Source organism: Faecalibacterium sp. Marseille-Q4164, assembly GCF_017377545.1.
In the GTDB taxonomy this organism is placed as follows: domain Bacteria; phylum Bacillota; class Clostridia; order Oscillospirales; family Ruminococcaceae; genus Faecalibacterium; species Faecalibacterium duncaniae.
Map to the genome: position 1 here is coordinate 1 of NZ_JAFREJ010000007.1, position 21,860 is coordinate 21,860.

A 21,860-nucleotide genomic window follows, 5' to 3' on the forward strand; every position below is an offset into this window, starting at 1 on the left:
GCCCGGCTCACTGTGGCAGACACAGCGCTGGATGTCCGGGCCTTCTGCGACACCGGCTTTTCGGTGCAGGAGCCGCTTTCGGGCCGGACGGTGGTGCTGGTGCGGTTCGGTGCCGTGCAGGGCCGCCTGCCGCCCGCCCTGGGTACTTATCTGGAGCAGCACTTTGCCGGGGCCGCTCCCCTGCCCGACCCGGCGCTGGGGGTGCGCCTTGTTCCCTGCACCACCGTGGCCGGGCACTGTATCCTGCCGGCCGTCCCGGCCAGCCTGTGCTGCACCGGCTCTCCCGCCGGGCAGGGCATGGCCGAGCACCTTTATGCCGCCTTCGCCGATCTCCCCCCGCCGCCTGATGGGTGGGAAGTGCTGGTGGGGGTGGAAGCGTTGGAAATGATTCACCCCCTCCGTCACCGCCAAGCGTGACCGAGGGCTTCACAAAGGAGGAACCGCCCTTGCATCATCTGCTTTCACTTCTTTGCCGTCTTTATTGCTTTCTGCTGGCCCCTTCCGCCGCCCACTACATCAACGGCGGGCCCAGCCTGCCGCCGCCGCTGACACCGGAACAGGAAAAGGCCCTGCTGACCCGGATGATGGCGGGGGATGCCGCCGCGCGCGATGACCTCATCACCCATAACCTGCGGCTGGTGGTCTACCTTGCCAAAAAGTACGAGAACAGCGGTGTGCCGCAGGAGGACATGATCTCCATTGGCACCATCGGGCTGATCAAGGCGGTAAACACCTTTACGCCCGCGCGGAACATCAAGCTGGCCACCTACGCCAGCCGGTGCATCGGCAACGAGATCCTGATGTACCTGCGCAAAAGCTCCAACCGGCGGCAGGAGGCCAGCATCGACGAGCCCCTGAACACCGACGGCGACGGCAACGAGCTGCTGCTCTCGGATGTGCTGGGCAGCGACGAAAATCTTGTGGGCCTGCAATTGGAGCAGGCCGCCGAGCGCGCCACCCTCCGGCGCTCCGTGGAGCAGCTGGCCCCCCGGGAGCGGCAGATCATGGAGCTGCGCTTCGGCCTTGTGGACGGCGTGGAGCACACCCAGAAGGAAGCCGCCGATGCCCTTGGCATCAGCCAAAGCTACATCTCCCGGCTGGAAAAGCGGATCATCCGTCAGCTGAAAGAGGTGCTGGAGCGGGAGTAACCGGCAGCTGGCTCACCCTCTCAGGCGCTAACGCGCCAGCTCCCCCAAAGGGGGAGCCAAGACTGCCCCAGCCTTTAGCACCTGCTTGCGGTTGCCCTGCCAAAGGCTCTCCCTTTGGGAGAGCTGGCATTGCGAAGCAATGACTGAGAGGGCGAGGCTGCTAACAATTCCCATGTATCTTCCCCGCCCTCTTACCCCATACTTCCGGTATCAACGTAACCGGAGGTTCGGGGGATGTACAACAAAGTGGAATTATGCGGGGTGGACACGGCCCAGCTGCCGGTGCTTTCCGAAACGGAAAAGCGGCAGCTGCTCACCCGGGCGCGGGCAGGCGATGCCGCCGCCCGGCAGGCCATGATCGAGGGCAACCTGCGGCTTGTCCTGAGCGTGGTGCAACGGTTCGCGCAGCGGGGGGAGAATCTGGACGACCTGTTTCAGGTGGGGTGCATCGGGCTCATCAAGGCCATCGACAACTTTGACCCGGCCCAGCCGGTGCGGTTTTCCACCTACGGCGTGCCCATGATCATCGGGGAGATCCGGCGCTTCCTGCGGGACAACAACGCCCTGCGGGTCAGCCGCAGCCTGCGCGATGCCGCCTACAAGGCCATGCAGGCCCGGGAGACGCTGGAAAAGCAGCTGGGCCGGGAGCCCACCGTGGACGAGGTGGCCCGGCAGGCAGGACTTTCCCGCCGGGAGGTGAACGCGGCGCTGGAATCGGTGGTGGAGCCCATCAGCCTGGAAGAGCCCCTTTACACCGATGGCGGCGATGCCATGTATGTCATCGATCAGGTGCGCGACCCGGACAGCGAGGACAGCTGGATCAGCGGGTTGGAGTTCCGGCAGACCGTGGCCGGGCTGACCCCGCGCGAAAAGCGGATCATGGAGCTGCGCTACCTCAAGGGCGAGACCCAGATGGAGGTGGCGCGGGAGATCGGCATCAGCCAGGCGCAGGTCTCCCGGCTGGAAAAGGCCGCGCTGGAGCAGTTCCGGCACAAATAAACAGGAGAGCGGCACAGGCCTCCCTGCGCCGCTCTCCTACTTTTTGTATTTGCGCCTGGTCGCCGCCCCGCCCCGCAGATGGCGCTCGGCCTTGTTGCGGGCCAGCACGGCCTGCACCCGGGCAAACAGGGCCGCATCCACGGCCCGCAGGCGGGTGGATACATCCTTGTGCACCGTTGATTTGCTGCACCCAAACGCCCGGGCGGCTGCCCGCACCGTGGCACTGTGCTCTGCAATGTACTCTCCCAGCAGCGCCGCCCGCTGCTCCGGCTCCACGTTCATCCGGTCACGCCTCCCCTGTTTGCGGTCTCCCTAAAAAATATGAGCCAGCGGCCGCCAATATGCCCGCCGGGGCTTGACATTTGGGCGCTGGCCGCTATACTGGGAGCTGGACATAAAAACAGGGGCGCTGAAAAGCTGAGATCCGCACCTGAGCGGAGTACCCTCGAACCTGATCCGGGTAATGCCGGCGTAGGTAGTTTGCGGAAAGGTCCACCCTCTTCACAAACGAAGCCCATGCGCCTGCCTTTTTGTGCGGGTGCATTTGTTTTTGTGTACTATTATCTGAGAAGAGGAATCTCCCATGTCAAAAACCTATTCCAAGACCCGCATTCTTGTGGAGTGCGCCCTGATGATCGCCATTGGCACCGTGCTGAGCAACATCAAGTTCTTCACCCTGCCCAACGGCGGCAGCGTTACCCTGCTGAGCATGCTGCCCTTTGTGCTGGTCTCCTTCCGCCACGGCGTGAAGTGGGGCCTGTTCACCGGCTTTGTCAACGGCTGCCTGCAGATGCTGCTGGGCTTCTGGGCACCCCCGACCCCGACCTTCCTGTATTTCCTGGGTGAAGTCCTGCTGGACTACCTGGTGGCCTTTATGGCGCTGGGCACTGCCGAGTTCTTTGCCCGTCCCTTCAAGAACCGGATGGTCGGCGTGGCCGTGGGCACATTTATGGCAGGCTTCCTGCGCTTTATGTGCAGCTTCCTGTCCGGTGTGCTGGTCTGGGGCAACCTGAACGAAGGCCTGTCTGCCTGGACTTACAGCCTGGTGTACAACGGCAGCTACATGCTGCCCGAGACCCTGCTGACCATGGTGGCCGCCGTTCTGCTCTGCCGTGTGGCTCCGCAGATCTTTGACCGCCAGCACGCAAAGGCCTAACCTATCTTCACTTTGTTCCGCGCCCTGCCCGGCTCCGTGCCCGGCAGGGCTTTTTTGTTTTTGCAGACTTTTTCAAATTGGGTGTTGACAACCGCCTGCCCGGCTGGTATAATAACTCACGTCGCAAGACACCAACCGAATATGTGGGGGATTAGCTCAGCTGGGAGAGCGCTTGCATGGCATGCAAGAGGTCAGCGGTTCGATCCCGCTATTCTCCACCAAAAAGGCACTGTACTTCGTAGGAAGTACGGTGCTTTTCTTTTTTATTCCGGCAAAAAGATCAGGGGGTGCACCGCTCGCCATGCAGGCGGGCCAGTGACACCCCCGATCTCAATCGAAACCGTTATCTGATTTAACGCTTGCAGTGTTTTCCGCGCCGCGCCGCCAGCGCCATGCCAAGGCCCGCCTGCGTATCTCTACGCTGGCGGTCTTTTTATGGGCGCGGGTGGATTACGCAAGCCGCGCATCTAAAAAAGCCCCGCAGGGGCTTTTTCCCCCGCCGGACTGTTCGGCGGGTCGATGCTGTTCGAATCCACCCGCCTAGCCTCCGGGAAGGTTATTACAAAACAGAAACTCCAGTACCCGGTTCGGATACTGGAGTTCTTGGTGGAGCGAAGCAACCTAAATCCGAACCATTGCCCTCTGGGGCATCTTTGGCGGCAATCTCATCAAAAGTGATGGTTTTTGTGCCGTCTTTGTAGTTGAATGTAATCAAAACTTTTTCATCATAGAGATAAACAGCGTTCACAAACGTATTGATAAGCGTCTCACGGTGGCTTTTCACGTTCGGGTCGAGCTTGCGGAACCGGGTCAGCCAGAAACGAACCTGATTTTCGCTCAACCGAGGCCGAGCGATTTTTTCTTCGGCAATCCGAGCCTCAAGCTCTTTCTGCTGGGCTTCCAGCTTTTCCAAACGTAATTTGGTGGAGTTGGTCAGCACACCCGCCTGAATAGCGTTCAGCATATTCTCAATGCCGTTCTCCACCTCGCGCATCTGCTTTTCCAGCAAAGGGAGCGTGGTGTTTTCCTGTTCCTGCAACTCCATCACTTCCGCAACGATGGCATCAATCACGGCATCGTCCTGAATCAGCTTCATGGTTTCAGCTATGACCAAATCTTCCAGCCACTCTTTACGGACGGTCTTTTTCTTACAGGTCTTGAAACGCTTCGCAGTGGCACACTTATAATAATGATGAACTACCTTGTTTCTACCCGTACCGCACTCGCCGAACATCATGGCACCGCACATTCCGCAGAACAGCTTGGTGGTGAGCAGATAATCATCCTCGGCCTTGTGACGGGCAGGAGCGCGGCTGTTCTTCTTGATTTTCAGCTGCACTTCTTCAAACAAGTCCTTGTCCACGATGGCCGGGATGCTGTCGGGCATCACAATGTCCTTGAAGTGGTTTTCTCCGATGTACCGTTTGTTCGTCAACAGCTTCTGAATACTGTTGTAGGTAAACTTCTGGTTGCGGTTGGTGGTCACGCCACTGTCGTTCAGCCAGTTCATCAGTTCCTTCATGGTCGCGCCCTCATTGTACCGCTGAAAGGCTTCTACCACAAAAGGAGCTTTCAAAGGGTCGATCTGGAAGAACTTTTCCTCGTCCACCTTAAAACCAATGGGAATCGTGCCGCCGTTGTACTTGCCTTTCAGAACATTCTCAGTCATGCCGCGCACGACTTTTTCAGAAAGTTCTGCGGAATAGTATTCAGCCATACCGGTGAGCATACTCTTGACCATGATACCCGCTGGGCTGTCAGAGATGGGCTCCGTGGCAGATACCAGCTTGACATGGTTTCGTTCCAACTGATACTCATAGTGTGCCGAATCATAGCGGTTCCGGGCAAAGCGGTCGAGCTTCCAGACCAGTACCATATCAAACAGCCGTTTCTCACTGTCCTTGATCATCTGCTGGAAGTCCGGGCGGTTATCGGTTTTGGCGGAAAGGGCACGGTCAATGTAGTGTTTGACCACAGTGATGCCGTTCTTTTCGGCGTAGGCCGTACATTCCCGAATCTGGCCTTCGATGGATTCTTCGCGCTGGTTATCCGATGAATATCGGGCATAGATCACGGCGGTCATGCAAATACCCCTTTCACTTCATTCTCCGCAGGCGGCGCACAAGGTCAGATGCACTGTACAACACACGAGCCACCGACACAGTATCCTCTCCCACGATGTAGAACACTGAGTAGTTGTCCACCAGCATCTGCCGCAGCCCTTGGGTGCGTTCCGGCTCGCTTTCCACCAGCGCACAGCGTTCCGGCAGGATGTTCAGCGATTGGATGGCTTCTGCAATGCGGTTATACTGCCCCATAGCTGTGTCAGGCTCCAGCAGACGGTCGGCAATGTAGCTGTAAATCTGCTCCATATCGCTGAGAGCTGCATGGGAAATTTTCACGTCATACTGCTTCATCTGTGCTGTTCCCTGAACTGTGCAAATGAGCTTGCCGCATCTACGGTGTCACCGTTCTGAATCTCCTTAATGCCTACCTGCAAGGCTGCATGAAGCTGATCATCGGTCATGGTGTCAGCGTTCAGTGCCGCAGGAGCCTTTGGCAGGGACAGAGAGAAGGGAATGCCGCCAGTCAGGGTGATTTGGCGCAGGTACATATCAATGGCAGTTGCCATCGGGATGCCGAGCTGCTTCAGCACATCCTCGGCTTGCTGCTTGACGCTGGGACTGACCCGGACATTCAGCATCATCGTTTTTTCCATGGTTATCACCTCAAAAGTATTGTAATGCTTTTTGCATTACAAGTCAATCGAGAGCTAAGTAACATTTGAAATTCTCCATATTGCACAATATGTCAATCGTCAAATTGTTCAAAGCGCAAAATATTCATTCGTTAGAATAAATCTTTGGAGTATGCCCAGCTAGTGCTAGGTGGTGAGATTGAACACTACCTTTCACTTGGCTGCGACCATGGCAGACTGGAAGATTGACCTTTAATTAAAATATCCAAGGCAAAACAACAGCCCTCTACTTGCAGTCGTTGCAAATAGAGGGCTCATGGTTAGTTAGTAGTTCAACCTATTATGGTAACCATCTGAAAATACTGATACTGATATTCGTCTTCTAATACCGCCTGCATTTCTTCCATGTATAACGGGTCTTTCAACAATTTGGGATGAAATGCTCGCTCTCTCCAGAGTCGGACTCCAATTTTGGGAAAAATATATTCCGTTCCCAGTTGCAAGTCCTTTTCGTTGCAAATAACGTTGTCCTTTTTCATTAAGCTATCAATAATGCACTCGGCGGTTGTATTAAACATATCTATCCCGAACAATTTTATTGATGCCACTTTAGACAAATCTCTCTGGATGCCGATTTCAGTAGCTTTTCCGTTCCGATACTGCACAAGAAAGAACGAATCATTATCCATATATCGTCCGGTTATCAAATCAGGATCATCAGTTTCCGCACAACATTCCATTTGCATTGCTTCATCAGAAGAATTTGACCACTGTTTCTTCATTTGTAGAAGAGCATTTTCTAGCCCATCTGATGTCATGCCTAATTTTAATTGTCCAATTCTAATATGCGGTTCAACAATTATCTCTTTCATAATAATATCTTCATATTCTCAAAAGCATCTATATTCATTTCATTGTTTAGGGCATGAAAATAGGATTATGGTAATCGAATACTGTATATCGTATCAAACTGATAGGGGTCAGATAATAAAACCTTTCCATTGGAAACTACCGCAATCTTTTCGCCTTCTTCAATTTGCGATAGCTGAATATTTCCTTTTAAGTATTTCGAAGCTCCCTGAATGAGATAGTAATTATTTGTACCGTACAGTTGATTGGGAGCAGTTGCATAGATAGAATTATTGCTTAAATCCACCTTTGTTACAGTAAGTTCCGATTTTGTCCTCCCCCACGGATGCAACAGGAAACCGCCTATAAGAATCGCTACGATCAAAGCCATACCAAAGGCAGTCAATTTCTTACTTGATTTCGTCATTTTAATCACCTCTTCATCAGAGCTCTATTTGAATTATCCGAACGTCACATTTTTCTGATCGATTGCAGTTATAAGAATCACATCAATGGTATCATGATTATTGGCTTCTCTGTTTGAATAACGAATTTTAAGCCTGCTTTATTTCATCTGTCCACAAATTTTTTCAAAATCGTATAACTGTACATAAATTTTTAGAAAACTTGTAGCACAATCACGATTTTTCTTTTCATTCAATCAAACCACCACGGCAGTTCCAGCCACAGGTTATCCATGGCCTGTCCCTCCGTCTTTTTTGCGCGGCCTTTCGTCAGGTGAAAGTATATCGCCGTGCCGATCAGCGGATGTTCCTCGCCATCGGTGAAGCCATAGCGGTACAGCAGATAGGTCTGCTCCCGTTGGGTCAGCCGTTTCAGGCCATCGTACAGCTCCCGGCGCGATTCCTGTTCCTCTATAATGCTCTGCGGCTGCATGGCATAAGGGTCGGCTATGGCTTCAATGCGCCGCAGTTGTTCCTCTCCCGGCAGAACATCGTCCAGCGAAACGCGCTGGTAGCAGACGCCGTCCTTGTCCTCCGTCACCATCCGCTGCTCAAAAGCGGCAAAGGCATCCCGCACCATGTCCATCATGGCGTTGCGGATGGCAGGAGCTGCGTAGGTCAGGAACTTCATGCCGCGCGCTGCATCGAACTTCGGCACGGCCTTCCACAAGCCCAGATTGCCCGCCTGTTTCAGATCGTCCGTGTCAAGGTTCAGGCCGGACTGTGCCAGATTCATGCTGCGGAAAAGGTCATTTGCCACCTTGCCAATAAAGGACTTGTTGTTGTCAATCAAGCTGTCCAACGCGGCAGCATCGCCTTTCTGTGCCAGCGCACAAAGCCGTTCATTCGTCTGCTTCATGGGCGTTTTCCTGCTCTGCGGCAGACTGCAAGATTCCCAACAGACCGTTCCGCAGCTGTTCCAGCGCTTCCGGCGTAGCTCCTTCCATACCCGAAACGCTGTCCAACATTGCATCTGTCAACTGCTCTGCCGTAATCGCTGGGTGCTGCACATCCTGCCCTTTGGTCAATTCGGTGAACATTTTCTCTGCCACTTTCTTGCTCATGGCTTCCTGCTCGGCGTAATGGCTCCCGATCCCCTTTTTGATTTCCTTGACCGCCGCCATGAAGTACATCTCGATATCATCAAGATCACCTTGGTATACTGGCTTTCTCCGAAGGCTGATGTCCTTTGCGGCTTTGGCTGCTTCCGGGGTCTTGACCCTTGTACGCAGCAGGGTGCTCAATGTCGTGAGCATGGCGTTCTGTGCCGCAATACCAGACGCAAAGGTATCATCAAAATACTGCGCTATGCGGTAAGTAAGCTCTGCAAAGCGTGCGTTTTCCAGCAGCAGATTGACCACCTCTGTATTGACACGCCCTGTGTAGAGGTTCCTTGCGGCTTCAACGGACAAGCCCAGTTCGGCAATGTCGTAATTTTTGCGGTCGGGGATGTTGGTTTCTCCCAGCAGAAAATCCGTAGACACGTTGAACAGCCTTGCAATCCTCAGCACCTGCTCATGGGTCAGGGTTCCTTTCGCACCGCTGATGAAGCGGCTGATGGTGCTCTTGGAGCAGCCGATCTCCTTGGCAAGCTCTGGTTGGCTGATGTTGTGTTCTTTCATCAAGTCCGCAAGACGGATGTTGGATGGTGCGGGCAGATATTCCTGTGCCATGTGGTCGGCCCTCCTTTTTGAGCTTTTTCCTCATTATAATACGCTCTGCCGTTTTGTTCAATATACGGTTTCCCCTCTGCCCTTGCTGTTGCAAATCTGCAACCAGTAAGGGCTTTTTTCTTTTTCCGTTGCAGTTCTGCCGCTTTTTCGCCTTTCCTGCAAAATTTTCCGTATATTCAGGCAGGAAGCAAAAAACACCAGAGTCCCCACTTTGGGGTACTCTGGTGCAGTATATAACACCGCCCTGCCCGGTGGCCGCAGGGTGCGCGGTTTTGCATGCATCGAGCCGCTTGTCCACCCCTGCCCGCAAAAAGTGCATTTTTTCGCGGAAGAAGTTCGTACAACCTGTACGGTCTGTACTTGTACGCATCTGTACGGCGAATTGAAGCAGATTAAAACGTGCTATCGTTTATATTTTGGATTTCCGTACGTCGTACGAACCGTACAGGTTATTTGAAGTCTGTACGCAATTTTTTCAGATGCGTACGGAGCAATCAAGTTCGCATTGTGCGAACTTGTCGGGGCGAGGCCCCTCCATCTTGCTGGCGCAAGACCGTTCGGTCACTTAAAAGCCCCACTGGGGCTTTCATTGCTTCGCAAACGTGAACTTGATTAACTCTCCCGCAGGAGACGTTCCCCCTCGGAGAGCCCACTACACTTTGCAGACCGCAGGGATGAAAGTGTCATAGTGGGTTATTACACTTCCAAAGAAGTGCATCTCCCCACCGCAAACAAGCTGTTCGCCTAAAGAAAAGCCGCATAACGGAATGTACCTGTCCCGACTCCTTCTATGTTTCATCGTATTCTAAAATGTCTCCCGGCTGACAATGAAGCTCCCGGCAAATTGCATCCAGTGTAGAAAAACGAATTGCTCTAACCTTTCCGGTCTTTAGATTTGAGAGGTTCGCCATAGAGATTCCAACACGTTCAGAAAGTTCTGTCAAGGAAATCTTTCGGTCTGCCATAATGCGGTCTAATCGTAGTATGATTGCCATTCTTATCCCCTTAAAGAACTTCGTTCAATTCCTTCTGCATCGCAACAGCTTCTTTCAACAACTCAGCCATGATAATCAGAAGTACTCCAGGCAACAGCAATACTGAATCACAGAAGAAAAAGGTCGAACCAGACGCTTGATATCCCGGTAAAAGTGGAAATATCACAGATGCAACCGCAATAAGATAGCCTTCAAGACGAGTGCATTGAACCAGCGTTTTAGAAAAAGTTTTATCACTAAGCATCATCTTCAAAACAGAGATTCCGGCAATCGTCATTACAAGGAAATACAGTTCCTGCGATGCAATGGAAGTGACATTAAGAACCACTCCATGCCTTGCACCCAAAAGCCATTGAATAGGAAGAATCACTGCACTGAACATATGCGGAACAGTCAGTAAGAATGCCAGTCCGAGAAGTGTTTGTTTCTTTTTGAAAAACGTCTTTTTCTCGGAAGAAGTTGTATCAACCCGAAAATCATTCTTACCCATATTGCATCCCCCTTTGATTTCACATTTAGAATAGCACACGTTAAATTGAAAATCAATATATTTTTATCGTTTATCAGCAAAACCATCTGCATTATGAGTAAGAGTGTTAAACAGTACCCCTTGAAAGGAGGGATGCCCTTTGGCAAGAAATGATGGTATTGACCGCACAAGTGTCCGAAACCTCGCCGTTTCGGATAAGGCCGTTGGTAACACCCAGCAGCACAACGAGCGCGAAAAGGACAGCTATCGAAACCCCGACATTATCCCCCAGCGCACCTCATGGAACGTCCACTTCAAAAAGCCAACCGCCAGCTACACCGACCTGTTCGCCCAACTGGAAGCCGTTGGAGCCATTTCCACGCGCGGCCTGAAGCCGGATGCCACCCATTACTGCGAACTTGTCTTTGATGTCAACTCAGCCTACTTTGACAACCACGGCGGCTACGAGTTCGCCAAGCAGTTCTATGCGGATGCCTACAAAGCTGCTGTGCAAATCGTAGGCGGTGAACAGTATATCCTCTCGGCTGTCATGCATGCCGATGAGATCAACCGTGCCATGACAGAAGCATTAGGCCGGGAGGTCTACCACTACCATCTCCATGTGGTCTATGTGCCTGTGGTGGAAAAGCAGATCCTCTGGTCGAAACGCTGCAAGGACAAGGCGCTGGTCGGCACAGTCAAGGAAACCGTCATGCAGGTCAGCCGGAGTAAGAAGTGGGCATCCAAGCCCCTGCTGGACGATGCCGGAAAGCCTGTTTTGCAAAAGAACGGCAAGCCCGTGCTGAAGAAGTCGTACAGTGTCCTGCAAGACGATTTCTTCAACTATATGCGCAATGCCAGGTACACGGATGTAGAGCGCGGTGAGCGCGGCAGCACCGAAGAACACCTGACTGTCACCCAGTTCAAAGTCCAGCGGGAGCAGGAGCGACTGGACACTCTGACCGCCCAGATTGACCAGAAAGAGCAGCACCTCACCCAAACCAACAAAACCCTCTCCAAGACCGAAAAGGAACTTGCCGCTGTGCAGAAAAAGGTCACGCTCACAAAAGAAGCCCTCATTCATGCGCGCGATCTGGATTATATTGGTAAGCGCACCTTTCTCGGCAACTATTCGCTGACCGAAGAAGAGTTTTCCAAGCTGAAAAAGCAAGCCGACCACGGCTATATGATGGATGTGGAGAACCGCCGCCTGAAAGAAGAACTTTCCACCGCCAAGAAAGAGGCCGTTCGTTGGAGCAACAAGTACCACGACCTGTGGTACGACGTGAAACCCTATCTGGATGCTCTCCACCGTGCGCCCGAACTGGTGCGCGGCTTTCTGGAAAAGATTCTTGCCCCCAAGCAGGAGCACACCATGAATGTGCCGCAGCAAAACCGTAAGCGTGGGCAGGATATGGAACTTTGATTTTCGGAGGATACCATTTGAACAAAAAGAAGAAGTCAAACAAATCCGGCTACCCGGATGAAGCAATCAAGACCCTTGCGCGTTGCTTTTATCCCTCTATGGTTGAGTTTTTCAACAGTGAGGAAGGCCAGCGTGAATATGAGGAATGGCTGAAAGAGCAGGAAGCACTACAAGCCTTGCCTGTTGCCGCATAAAAACAGCAGGACGCTCCCAGTAAAGGGAACGCCCTGCTATACATATTACAATCGCTTATGGATTTGTGTAAGATACACTCCGTATAGAAAATCATACGATGCTTTAACGATTGCACCTATTCGCTCTCGCATTTTCAATGCAGGTTTTTATATACTCATCCATATTCGTGCAATTACAATTTTTTAATTTCTCGTATAATTTTTCGGCAACTGTTATGTCCAAATCACCATGACTTGTAGGAAAGATCGTGATATACTCTTTTTTCTTATTGATTGGTATACTAGCTTTCTTCATCGTTTCTTCAAGATTGGGATCATTATAAATTGGAACAATATAATCTTTTAGCCAGTGTCCATCAAACATACTTTTATCTTTGAATTTTCTCTTCTCATCTTCAGTACAGTCATCAACATCCATAACGATAAACAATTGGAAGTTTTTCAACTGATTTTTGGCATGTTCGACTTTAGGAAAGGCTCTTATAAAAGATTTATAATCCTTAAATCTTGAATCATTTAAAAGTGGCATTAAACTTGTGATTTGAATACTGCATCTTCCGTTATCTCTTGATATTATCTCCTGTGGAAGTCTTAAATTGGATTTAATATTTGAACAAATTGATTGTTCAGATAATCCATGGACAATTACCATTGATCGCTGATAAGATGGCTCCATCTTTTTCATTGGCTATCCTCCAGCGTATGACTTTTTAATTCCATAGCTTCATCAATAAGTTCTGCAAAATCCAAGTATCCAGTTTCTGGGATTCCTTGATAGCAGCCATCCAAATATTTATGTCTAACACTGTTTGCCTTCTGCGTACGGAATCTATAGTCCGAGATACAGACAATCTCTTTTTCTCCCTCAGCATCTGCCTTGAGAACATATACTTCATCGGCGGGAACTGAATCCATTAAGAGCGTATTATGCGTAGTTGCTATAAATTGCCCTTCGTCTGTTTGATCAACCGCATTTTTTAACAGGCGGAGAATATCATTCATAAGCAAGTCATGAATACCGGAATCAACTTCATCAACAAATGCTGTTAGTCCCATCGCACTTGTGAAAAAAATCGGGAAATCATCAAGAAGCTTTCTTGTTCCCGTTGACTCCAAGGAAACAGGAATCGACCGGATGCTTCCTCCACAGACTTTGTCAAAATATAACTCGTACCTATACCCATCACCTTCCTTTTTAAACTTATAGTAAGCTTTCTTTATATCAGAATAAAGCTGCGTGAAGTATTGATTTAAGATATCTTCAAAAACGTAGAGTTCCTTGTTTTGCTTTCTTCCCGGATTTTTCACATTTCCTGCATCTAATTCTTGTAAAATCCTAAAAGGAACAGCCATTCGACCCGTTTCCTGATTTCCGCCTTTATACAGGACATTTAGTCTTTTGAACATTCTTAGAACATCGTATAATTCCTTAGATATCGATTCTTTGAAAAATTTTTGATTCTTGTTTTTTTCTTCTGCATACAGAATCGACATGAATGTATGCTTTCCCCAATATTTACTTATAAGTTCCTGTAATTCTTCCTTGTATTTCAAATTAGCAAATACAGAGGGACTTAATGTTACTTTTTTAGGGGTTATACTAAAAATTCTACCCGATCTTTGCTTGACTAGATAGAATAACTCTTCCTTTATGACAGCATTTTTGGAAAAGACCATTTGATATCTTCCACTTTTATTTTTGTGGAAAAAGCCGATTTCTATTTCCATAGGATTTTCATTTCCTATAGTCCAATATTTTCCAATTAAGTCTTCCAATGAAGCAAAGCGCAATTTAAGGATTTCAGAAATAATTTTGTTTCGAAAAGCTTCGTCACCTATGCCGTTTAAATCATCGAGAACGGGCAATTTATCATCTTTTCGCATTGTTTCAAACGTTTGGGACACAAACAATGGTGCAAGCATAAGGTTCGATTTGCCTGATCCGTTTTCGCCATAGATTAGCGCAACCTTTTTAGGGATGCCATGTGCGCCTCTTAAATCCAATTGGACATCAGAGAACGACTTGAAATTTTTCAGTTTAATATACGAGATCATCGCGATGCCCTCCTTTTGTTATATTATATAACAATTTTGTTGATTAGTAAACACTAAACTCAAATTTTTCAGTTAATCTTCTAACCCATGGCTCCCGGCCACATTCTTCAAATATTTCTCCGGGTCACCATTCAAAATCAAATCGGCATAGTCCAGAGGGTCATTGTAGATAAGGTAGTCCAACTCCGCTCTCTGTGCCATAGTCACGTCCAGCGCATCATCGACCCCGGTGCAGCCGATGGAAATTTTTCTCCCATCTTGGAGAGTCAACTCCACACACCCGGTATCCATGTTAAACTTGCAGGCTCTTTCATCGTACTTCATAATCGCATCCTCCAATTCTCGTTATCGGCTTACGGTCTATGACAAGGCATCAGAGTTTTGCGCCGTCCACGGGAGCCTTCATTGTTGTACCCGAAGAAAACGAAAAATCCGAACCCTTCTCCAATCGGAAACAGGTTCGGATTTTTCTTGTTTGGTGGGCGCGGGTGGATTCGAACCACCGAAGCTGAAAAGCAGCAGATTTACAGTCTGTCCCCATTGGCCACTCGGGAACACGCCCATATCCTATTTGCAGTCATCGCTGACTGCCTGTATATTTTATCATCTGAAGTGGCATTTGTCAACTACTTTTTCCACGGATTTTCTCTTTTTCTGTCGTTCTCTATTTTCCTGCGTTTTACCGCAATAAAAGCACTTCCTATAACAGTAAAAGACCCCAAAACGTTTTCCGTTTTGAGGTCTCTTTGGAGCTGGTGACAGGAGTTGAACCTGCAACCCACTGATTACAAATCAGTTGCGCTGCCATTGCGCCACACCAGCATCGGTTACCTAAATAGTATACCACCAGCGGGCGGGTTTGGCAAGGCTTGATTTCTGATTCTACGGTTATTCCACGGTCACGCTCTTGGCGAGATTGCGGGGCTTATCTACATCACAGCCGCGCAGAACAGCCATATAGTAGGCAAACAGCTGCAGCGGAACGATGAGCTGCAGGGGCATCAGCAGGTCGTCGTAGTCATCCAGACGCACCACATAGTCGGCCACGCCATCGGGCACCACGGCATCCTGGGTGGTGAAGAGCAGGACTTTTGCGCCGCGGCTCTTGGTCTCCTTGGCGTTGGAGATGGTCTTTTCGTAGACCTGCTTCTGGGTGGCAAGGGCGATCACCGGCACGCCGTCTGTTACCAGACTGATGGTGCCATGCTTGAGCTCGCCCGCCGCATAGGCATCCGAGTGGACATAGCTGATCTCCTTCAGCTTCAGGCTGCCCTCCAGCGAGAGCGAATAGTCGAACCCGCGGCCGATGAAGAAGCAGCTCTGGGTATTGACGAAACGACTGGCCAGATACTTGATCTGCTCACAATCGGCCAGGCGGGGCTTGATGACCTCCCCGGCCCGGAGCAGCTCTGCCGTCAGGCGGCGGATCTCGGCATCAGTCTGCATTCCCCGGGCGTAAGCCAGCCGCAGGGCGAACAGGTAGAGCACGCACATCTGCACCATGTAGGCCTTGGTGGAGGCCACGGCGATCTCAGGGCCGGCATAGGTGTACATGACATAGTCCGCCGCGCGGGCAATGCTGCTGCCCACCATGTTCACAATGGCCAACACCGGCACACCCCGGCTCTTGGCCAGCTTGAGGGCTGCCAGCGTATCGCTGGTCTCGCCCGACTGGCTGATGATGATGACCAGATCCTCCGGCCGCAGGATGGGGTTCCGGTAGCGGAACTCGCTGGCAATCTCCACCTGTGCAGGCACCCGGGCCAGCGCCTCGATGGCAGCCTTGCCCACCATGCCCGCATGCATGGCCGTGCCGCAGCCCACCAGATGCACCGTGCCGATGCGGCGCAGCCGCTCATCCGTCAGCTCAGGAACGCGCAGGTCGGGCAGACCGTTCTCCACACGGGGGCTCACCGTGGCCGTGATGGCCGCAGGCTGTTCGTTGATCTCCTTCAGCATGAAGTGCGGGTAGCCGCCCTTTTCAGCGGCTTCCTGATCCCAGTTGGCGGTCAGAACTTCTCGCTCCACCGGCTCCGCGAACTCATTGTAGAAGCAGATGCCGTCGGCGTTCACCACCGCCATGTCCCCCTCTTCCAGCACGCTGTACCGGCGGGTATATTTCAGCAGCGCCGGGATATCCGACGCAATAAAGTTCTCCTCTTCGCCCCAGCCCACGATGAGCGGGCTCTCCCGCTTGACCGCGAACAGGGTATCCGGGAAATCCCGGAACAGGACAGCCAGCGCATAGCTGCCCCGCACCATAGCCAGGGCGGCACGCAGAGCCTTGAGGGGCTCCCCCTCATAGCAGCTGTCGATGAGCTTGACCAGGACCTCGGTGTCGGTCTCGCTCTCAAAGGTATAGCCCTTGGCCATGAGCCTCTCCTTCAGCACACCATAGTTTTCGATGATGCCGTTGTGGACGATGCTCACCCGGGGCGTGGAATGCGGGTGGCTGTTCACATCGCTGGGTTCCCCGTGGGTCGCCCACCGGGTATGGCCGATGCCGCAGCCGCTCCGGGCCAGAGCCTCCACCGCCAGCCGCTTGCGCAGCTCAGCCAGACGGCCCTTGCTCTTGACCACCCGGATGCCGCCCTCCAAAGCCAGGGCCACACCGGCGGAATCATAGCCGCGGTACTCCAGCTTTTCCAGACCATCCAGCAGAACATCCTGTGCATTCCGTTTTCCAACATAACCAACAATGCCACACATACAAAACACCTCCATGCCGACAGCCCGGCGCAAAAAACGCGCGCAGCACAGCTGTCAGCCTCCTGTAACAGTTTATGTTCTTGTATGGCTTTCTTTGAGGGGATCTGTTACGGTATCACTGCCGATTTTTGCCCCTCTCTGCGGCTGGTATAGCCCATGGTCAGCCGGAGAAACATCCGCCGAATTTTTCGATGATTCCTCTCCTCGTCACCCTCACGGCTGTCACCCGTGTGGCCCGGCGCTTTGTGTCAACTGGTGGTAGACATCACTCCTCTCAATTAGAATCCTCTTAGACAAAGCCCTGCTATTAAACCCCACCGTCATCCCTTCGGGATGACACCGCCCCTACTAGGGGCGGCCTTGGCAGAGCAATACAGTTTGTGTATATAGGGAAACTTTACGAAATGCCAAGGGCCCCACTATTAGGGGGGCCCTTGGCGGGCGTAAGCCCGCCTGAGGGGTTTGACCCATTATCTTTTTCCCAGCATCTTATGCAGCTTCGGCCGCCACACCAGCTGATACACCTGCAGCAGGTTGTGGAGCGCCCGGTCATACAGCAGAAAGGCAACGTTGCCCATGGCAAGGGTGGCCAGCGAGACCGCCAGCGCGGTGGTCTTCAGCTCCTGCGAAATGCTGCCCGCAGGCACCAGCAGCAGCACCAGCCCGTACATGGCCAGCACGGCACCGTTGCAGAGCAGCAGCTTGCACAGCACCCGCACCAGCGGCAGACGAATGCGCTCAAACCGGGGCTTGACCAGCGGGTAATACCCCAGCAGGAACACAAAGACCAGTGCCACCTCCTTATCCGGTACAAAGAGCAGGCTGAGCAGGCTCACCGCGCCGTAGGCTGTCAGGGCCATGGTCCTGCCGCACTCCACGCAGACCGTAGCGATAAGCAGGCTGGCCACCGCCGGGGCAATGAACATCAGCACCGGCACCACGGCCCCCAGCAGCATCAGGGCCACGCTCAGGGCAGCAGCCATGCCGCAGTAGGCCATAGCCCAGCTCTTGCGGGCCTTCACGGCAGCTCCCAGCGCACGGGCTGGTTCTCCGGGTCCAGCGGTTCCACCGCATGGCGCAGGCCCAGGATCATAATATTGTCGATCAGGCTCTTGTTCAGCTTGACATCCAGCATCCCGTAGGCGCGCACCAGATCGTTTGCCGCAGCCAGCGACTGCCGCCGGGCATTTTCCAGTGCAGCACCGGGGTCCTCGACACCATTGACCAGATACACATTGTACCGCTCGGCCCGCTTGTCATCGGCCACACGGCCCGCCTTATCCAGCAGGTAGAACACCCGCCCGATGCAGCTGCCGATATAGCGCATACTCTTGCGCTGGCTGTTCTCATCGGTGGCAAGCGTGGAGTAGAGCGCGCCGTAGATGTTGCTCATAGGCTCGGCAACCTCGGTGTAGTTCTTGGCGTTCAGGTTCATCTGAACGATCGCCTGCTCCTGCTCCTGTTCAAACAGCCGTTCCAGCGCGGGGTTCTCCTGCACGGCCTTTTCGTAGGCGCGGCGGAGCAGGATGCGGTCGATGGTGCGCTTCACCCGCTGTTTGAAGGGCAGCTCGTCACAGCGGCGGTCCTGCAGCTTATGCCAGCCCAGCAGCACCTCCACCTGCGCGGCCAGCCGGATGCCCTGGGTCTGGCACATCATCGGCCTCCAGCAGAGCGTCCAGGGCAGGCGCACCTTTTTGCAGGTCGCCTCCCGCCCGGCCAAGCTGTCTGACAGCAGTGCAAACAGAACCCCGTTGTGCTGCAGCAGACTGCACGAGTAGAGCCCGTAGGTCGTGTTCAGCTGATACTGCACGCCCCGCAGATACCATTGGTAGATATTATAATCCCGGATGGTAAGCTCCGGAAGATAAGGCCGCATCCGACCGTCCATGTCTTTTTATTCTCCTGTTTACTTTTTCTTGAACTCGACGGTACGCTTCCCGTCAAAGCCCTGCTTGGGCATCGGCTTTGCCTTGTGTTCAAACTTGGGGGCCTCGTAGTACATATACAGCTGGCAGGGGATCATACCGTTGTACATCTTGCGGCGCTTGTTGGCGCGCTTGCCGTAGTGGCTCTCAAACTCCATATCGGCAGTGATGGCGTACAGGCCCGCGCAGGGATGCTCGGCCATCTGCTGGCCCAGGGTGCGGGCCAGCTTGGCGGCACCCTCGATGGTGTTCATCCGCTCGCCGTACGGGGGATTGGTCAGAACGATGGCTTCGGGCTTTGCCGCAAAGTCAGCGACATCGGCCACCTCAAAATGGCAGCGCTTTTCCACACCGGCCAGCTTTGCGTTGGCATTGGCCAGTGCCACGGCGGCGGGGTCGATATCGTAGCCAAAGGCCTCAAAGCCCACATCCAGCTTGGACTCTGCCAGCGCTTTCTGGCGCTGCTCGGCCCAGAGGGAAGCGGGCACAAAGCTGTAACGCTCGGCGGCAAAGCGGCGCTTGAGGCCGGGGGCAATGTTCATGGCCTTCTGGGCAGCTTCGATCAGCAGAGTACCGCTGCCGCAGAAGGGATCCTCCACCAGACTGTCGCGGCGGACACGGCCCAGGTCGGCAATGGTCGCGGCCAGCGTCTCACGGATGGGGGCCTCCATGGCGTTGCGGCGGTAGCCGCGCTTGTGCAGGCCCTCGCCGGTGGTATCCAGCATGATCTCGCAGACATTCTTGCGCAGCATGAAGCGGATCTTGTACTCCGCGCCGGTCTCGGGCAGAACAGAGGTATGATGCTTGTTCATCAGGCGCTTGACCACAGCCTTTTTGATGATGCTCTGGCAGGCAGGCACGCTGGTGAGCTGGCTGTTCAGGGAAGAGCCGGTCACAGGGAAGGCGGCATCGGCGGGCAGCAGCTCTTCCCAGGGGATGCTGTACACGCCGTCAAACAGCTCATCGAAGGTGGAAGCGGGGTAGGTGTTGAGGAGCAGCATCACGCGCTCCACCGTGCGCAGGTTCAGGTTGGCGGCAGCGATCATCTCCGGCCCGCCCGCAAAGGTCAGGCGGCCATCCCCTACCCGGATGTTCTCGGCCCCGATGCGGGTCAGCTCAAATTTCGCAGTTGCCTCGCAGCCAAAGAAGCAGGGTGCGATCAGTTCAAATTTTGCAGGCATTCTGGTTCCTTTCTTATCCGTGGGCGTTGCCGCACCACCAAAAAACAGGCCCGCCCCGCTGGGGCAGGCCCGGTTCATTCTGTGAATCAGCGGCCGCGGCGGGAGCGCGGTGCATAACCGCCGCCACGGCGGTTGTTGGTCTCGTGGTCGAGGTCGGCCATCTTCTCCTCGCTCTGGCTCTTGAAGCGGCTCATCATATCCTCAAAGCTCAGGTTATCGCTCTTGGCCGGGGCCTTGGGCTGCCACACACGGGGTGCTGCATCCCTGGCAGGGCCGCGCCCACCCTCACGAGGGGGCCGTCCGCCGCCGCGGGAATTGCCGAAGTGGCCGCCCTCGCGGGGGCCGTTCTGGCGCGGGCCACCGGGCCGGGGCCCACGATCACTGCGCGGCTGACGGGGTGTCGGCGGCAGCAGCCGCTTGATGGACAGCGCGATCTTGCCGTCCGGTGCAATGTTGATGACCTGCACCTTCACAGCATCGCCGTCGTGCAGCACCGTGTTGATATCCTGCACATATTCATTGGACACCTCGGAAATGTGAACCATGCCCGATTTGCCCTCAGGCAGCGCAACAAATGCACCAAAGGGCTTTACGCCGGTCACACGGCCTTCCAGTACGTTCCCTACCTCAATTGCCAAAACTCAATACTCCTTGCTCTCTTTTTGTGGGGGCACCGGGTCTGTCCGCAGAGCTGCCCGGCGGGGTGTGCCCTCAGTTGCCGGTCACATCCACAAAGATGCGCTCGTTGGGGGCTGCGTAGTTGTAAGAATCCCGGGCGACCCACTCGGTCACATCGTCGGCATCGCCGCTGAGGATGCGCTTCATCTCCTCGTTCTGGGTCTTTTGCTGTTCGATCTGCTCGCTCAGCGTCTGCAATTCCGCACGCCGGGAACTGATGGACACCTGATTGGAGATGTAGGCCACCAGCATACTCAACAGCAGCAGAATGAAGAAAAGACGAAGGATCGTCCGCACAAACGGGCTGCGTCTGCGCTTTTTCCGGGTGGTATTTGCCATTTTTCAGCGCCTCCTGTGCTCAGCAGGCCCGAAACGCCTGTACTCTTACTTTGATACGTTAGAATTATACAACAACCGCCGTGTGCTTGGCAAGTTCTTTTTCGGTTTTTTTGCGCTTCTTTTTTGCGCGCGGCGCGCTCTGGCCTGCTCCGCCCGGTTTTTGCGGGCTGCTGCCAGCGGCTGCCATGCCCGCCGGGCCAGCCGGAGCGGCCCCGCCGCCAGCCAGAACAGCCCCTGTTCCAGTGCCTGCAGGGCAGGCCGCAGAAGCCGTTCGGCCCCAAAAGCACAGAGAAAGGCGCTGCCCGGCATATACCACCGCAGCACGCCCCCGGCGCTCAGGGCGGCGGCATAGCTCTGCAGCCCCAGCAGGACAGCCCCCACAAGGGCCATATCCGGCAGGAACGCCGCCCGCCCCCTGACCGGAAACACCGCGCGCACGCTGCCCAGCACAAGGCCCAGCAGGGCGCAGGCAGCCGCCTCCTGCCCGATGAGCGCGGGCGCAAGGGCCGGTGCCATCAGCGGAGCAGCCGGGACAGAAAGCCGCCCGGGGTGCGCGCGGCGGTGTACTCCACCGTGTCGATACGGCCCGTCAGCTTCACTTCCCCGCTGTCGAGGTCAAGGCTGGTCACGTTGAGCTGCGCCCCGGCCAGCTGCAGCACGCCCCGGGCTGTTTCAATGGCGGCGCTCTCCGCGTTGCACTGCAGCACCCGCCTGACCCCTGTTACCGTCAGCTTTTCCCGGTTCTCCAGGATGAGGTCGCTGTTCCCCGCCTGCTCTGCCATGCACCTCTCCCCCTTCTGGTGAAGGTTATGCAAACAGCTTCCGGGATAGAACCTCTCCGTCAGCCCTTCGGGCTGCCACCTCTCCTAATAGGCGAGGCAAGGATGCAGCAGCATAAACTT

General features: G+C 53.9%; 27 protein-coding genes, 3 tRNA genes, 1 pseudogene and 1 riboswitch. Of the genes and pseudogenes, 8 read left to right on the forward strand and 23 right to left on the reverse strand.

All coding sequences use genetic code 11. The annotated features are described in order from the left end of the window. The 3 genes from J3352_RS08200 to sigG form a co-directional block, all read left to right on the forward strand. Positions 1–417 (forward strand): sigma-E processing peptidase SpoIIGA (locus J3352_RS08200; RefSeq protein WP_207700498.1); only part of this gene is annotated, 417 nt, incomplete at its 5' end. A 38-nt stretch (positions 418–455) separates the two neighbouring features. After that, positions 456–1,148, forward strand: a complete 693-nt coding sequence (locus J3352_RS08205) for a sigma-70 family RNA polymerase sigma factor (RefSeq protein ID WP_187115630.1) — start codon at positions 456–458, stop codon at positions 1,146–1,148. Between the two features lie 234 nt (positions 1,149–1,382). Next, positions 1,383–2,147 carry an RNA polymerase sporulation sigma factor SigG gene (sigG, locus tag J3352_RS08210; RefSeq protein ID WP_156065914.1) on the forward strand — a complete coding sequence of 255 codons (765 nt, stop codon included), beginning with the start codon at positions 1,383–1,385 and terminating at the stop codon, positions 2,145–2,147. A 36-nt stretch (positions 2,148–2,183) separates the two neighbouring features. Here the strand turns inward: sigG and J3352_RS08215 are convergent, their stop codons facing one another. Further along, a complete protein-coding gene (locus J3352_RS08215) occupies positions 2,184–2,429 on the reverse strand; it encodes a sporulation transcriptional regulator SpoIIID (RefSeq protein WP_005932131.1) in 246 nt (81 codons plus the stop codon). A 110-nt stretch (positions 2,430–2,539) separates the two neighbouring features. After that, positions 2,540–2,642: riboswitch (TPP riboswitch) on the forward strand. Positions 2,643–2,730: 88 nt separating this feature from the next. Here J3352_RS08215 and thiT point away from each other — a divergent pair. Both thiT and J3352_RS08225 read left to right on the forward strand, forming a co-directional pair. Further along, positions 2,731–3,303: an energy-coupled thiamine transporter ThiT gene (gene thiT / locus J3352_RS08220; RefSeq protein ID WP_005932129.1), complete on the forward strand. Its 573-nt coding sequence runs from the start codon at positions 2,731–2,733 to the stop codon at positions 3,301–3,303. A 145-nt stretch (positions 3,304–3,448) separates the two neighbouring features. Further along, positions 3,449–3,524, forward strand: a tRNA-Ala gene (locus J3352_RS08225). Positions 3,525–3,862: 338 nt separating this feature from the next. Here J3352_RS08225 and J3352_RS08230 read toward each other — a convergent pair. The 3 genes from J3352_RS08230 to J3352_RS08240 are packed head-to-tail and all read right to left on the reverse strand — an operon-like array spanning position 3,863 to position 6,022. Beyond that, positions 3,863–5,386: a recombinase family protein gene (locus J3352_RS08230; RefSeq protein ID WP_156065916.1), complete on the reverse strand. Its 1,524-nt coding sequence runs from the start codon at positions 5,384–5,386 to the stop codon at positions 3,863–3,865. A gap of 13 nt (positions 5,387–5,399) precedes the next feature. Further along, positions 5,400–5,720, reverse strand: coding sequence for a type II toxin-antitoxin system RelE/ParE family toxin (locus J3352_RS08235; RefSeq protein WP_112090862.1), 321 nt, complete (start codon positions 5,718–5,720; stop codon positions 5,400–5,402). Then, positions 5,717–6,022, reverse strand: coding sequence for a type II toxin-antitoxin system RelB/DinJ family antitoxin (locus tag J3352_RS08240; RefSeq protein ID WP_156065918.1), 306 nt, complete (start codon positions 6,020–6,022; stop codon positions 5,717–5,719). Before J3352_RS08240 ends, J3352_RS08235 begins: the two co-directional genes overlap by 4 nt. A gap of 135 nt (positions 6,023–6,157) precedes the next feature. Here J3352_RS08240 and J3352_RS14280 point away from each other — a divergent pair. After that, a pseudogene (locus tag J3352_RS14280) lies at positions 6,158–6,250 on the forward strand (DUF6061 family protein); the annotation flags it as partial. Positions 6,251–6,333: 83 nt separating this feature from the next. Here the strand turns inward: J3352_RS14280 and J3352_RS08245 are convergent. The 6 genes from J3352_RS08245 to J3352_RS08270 form a co-directional block, all read right to left on the reverse strand. Further along, a complete protein-coding gene (locus J3352_RS08245) occupies positions 6,334–6,873 on the reverse strand; it encodes a hypothetical protein (RefSeq protein WP_156065920.1) in 540 nt (179 codons plus the stop codon). A gap of 65 nt (positions 6,874–6,938) precedes the next feature. Next, on the reverse strand, positions 6,939–7,277 hold the full coding sequence (locus J3352_RS08250) for a hypothetical protein (protein WP_156065922.1): 339 nt from the start codon (positions 7,275–7,277) through the stop codon (positions 6,939–6,941). 230 nt (positions 7,278–7,507) lie between these two features. Next, positions 7,508–8,173: a sigma-70 family RNA polymerase sigma factor gene (locus J3352_RS08255; RefSeq protein WP_156065924.1), complete on the reverse strand. Its 666-nt coding sequence runs from the start codon at positions 8,171–8,173 to the stop codon at positions 7,508–7,510. After that, a complete protein-coding gene (locus tag J3352_RS08260) occupies positions 8,157–8,987 on the reverse strand; it encodes a helix-turn-helix domain-containing protein (protein ID WP_156065926.1) in 831 nt (276 codons plus the stop codon). The genes J3352_RS08255 and J3352_RS08260 overlap by 17 nt, the downstream gene beginning before the upstream one ends. Positions 8,988–9,775: 788 nt before the next feature. Further along, on the reverse strand, positions 9,776–9,982 hold the full coding sequence (locus J3352_RS08265) for a helix-turn-helix transcriptional regulator (protein ID WP_120120272.1): 207 nt from the start codon (positions 9,980–9,982) through the stop codon (positions 9,776–9,778). Positions 9,983–9,992: 10 nt separating this feature from the next. Next, positions 9,993–10,472, reverse strand: a complete 480-nt coding sequence (locus J3352_RS08270) for a DUF2975 domain-containing protein (protein ID WP_156065928.1) — start codon at positions 10,470–10,472, stop codon at positions 9,993–9,995. Between the two features lie 139 nt (positions 10,473–10,611). Between J3352_RS08270 and J3352_RS08275 the strand changes: the two genes are divergently transcribed. After that, positions 10,612–11,877: a plasmid recombination protein gene (locus J3352_RS08275; RefSeq protein WP_156065930.1), complete on the forward strand. Its 1,266-nt coding sequence runs from the start codon at positions 10,612–10,614 to the stop codon at positions 11,875–11,877. Between the two features lie 17 nt (positions 11,878–11,894). Beyond that, entirely contained in the window at positions 11,895–12,071 is a 177-nt protein-coding gene (locus tag J3352_RS08280) for a hypothetical protein (RefSeq protein ID WP_223387700.1), read from the forward strand. Between the two features lie 103 nt (positions 12,072–12,174). Here J3352_RS08280 and J3352_RS08285 read toward each other — a convergent pair whose 3' ends face one another. From J3352_RS08285 to J3352_RS08345, 13 genes are all read right to left on the reverse strand, one after another. Beyond that, positions 12,175–12,756, reverse strand: a complete 582-nt coding sequence (locus J3352_RS08285) for a hypothetical protein (RefSeq protein ID WP_156065932.1) — start codon at positions 12,754–12,756, stop codon at positions 12,175–12,177. Next, positions 12,753–14,126: an ATP/GTP-binding protein gene (locus tag J3352_RS08290; RefSeq protein ID WP_156065934.1), complete on the reverse strand. Its 1,374-nt coding sequence runs from the start codon at positions 14,124–14,126 to the stop codon at positions 12,753–12,755. The genes J3352_RS08285 and J3352_RS08290 overlap by 4 nt, the downstream gene beginning before the upstream one ends. Positions 14,127–14,198: 72 nt before the next feature. Next, on the reverse strand, positions 14,199–14,450 hold the full coding sequence (locus J3352_RS08295) for a DUF6061 family protein (protein WP_156065936.1): 252 nt from the start codon (positions 14,448–14,450) through the stop codon (positions 14,199–14,201). A 152-nt stretch (positions 14,451–14,602) separates the two neighbouring features. Further along, positions 14,603–14,688, reverse strand: a tRNA-Tyr gene (locus J3352_RS08300). A 185-nt stretch (positions 14,689–14,873) separates the two neighbouring features. Further along, a tRNA-Thr gene (locus tag J3352_RS08305) sits at positions 14,874–14,948 on the reverse strand. Between the two features lie 66 nt (positions 14,949–15,014). Next, a complete protein-coding gene (glmS, locus tag J3352_RS08310; protein WP_197036492.1) occupies positions 15,015–16,835 on the reverse strand; it encodes a glutamine--fructose-6-phosphate transaminase (isomerizing) in 1,821 nt (606 codons plus the stop codon). 470 nt (positions 16,836–17,305) lie between these two features. Further along, entirely contained in the window at positions 17,306–17,857 is a 552-nt protein-coding gene (locus J3352_RS08315) for a hypothetical protein (protein WP_156065940.1), read from the reverse strand. Continuing rightward, positions 17,854–18,723: a DUF5685 family protein gene (locus tag J3352_RS08320; protein WP_156065942.1), complete on the reverse strand. Its 870-nt coding sequence runs from the start codon at positions 18,721–18,723 to the stop codon at positions 17,854–17,856. Before J3352_RS08320 ends, J3352_RS08315 begins: the two co-directional genes overlap by 4 nt. Positions 18,724–18,741: 18 nt before the next feature. After that, complete coding sequence (locus J3352_RS08325; RefSeq protein WP_097772495.1) at positions 18,742–19,941, reverse strand: class I SAM-dependent RNA methyltransferase; 1,200 nt, start codon at positions 19,939–19,941, stop codon at positions 18,742–18,744. Positions 19,942–20,027: 86 nt separating this feature from the next. Next, positions 20,028–20,579: a S1 RNA-binding domain-containing protein gene (locus J3352_RS08330; RefSeq protein ID WP_156065944.1), complete on the reverse strand. Its 552-nt coding sequence runs from the start codon at positions 20,577–20,579 to the stop codon at positions 20,028–20,030. Positions 20,580–20,652: 73 nt separating this feature from the next. Continuing rightward, entirely contained in the window at positions 20,653–20,958 is a 306-nt protein-coding gene (locus J3352_RS08335) for a septum formation initiator family protein (protein WP_035393978.1), read from the reverse strand. Positions 20,959–21,003: 45 nt separating this feature from the next. After that, positions 21,004–21,474, reverse strand: coding sequence for a hypothetical protein (locus tag J3352_RS08340; protein ID WP_156065946.1), 471 nt, complete (start codon positions 21,472–21,474; stop codon positions 21,004–21,006). Continuing rightward, positions 21,474–21,740, reverse strand: a complete 267-nt coding sequence (locus J3352_RS08345; RefSeq protein WP_005933464.1) for a YabP/YqfC family sporulation protein — start codon at positions 21,738–21,740, stop codon at positions 21,474–21,476. The genes J3352_RS08340 and J3352_RS08345 overlap by 1 nt, the downstream gene beginning before the upstream one ends. Positions 21,741–21,860: the final 120 nt, after the last annotated feature.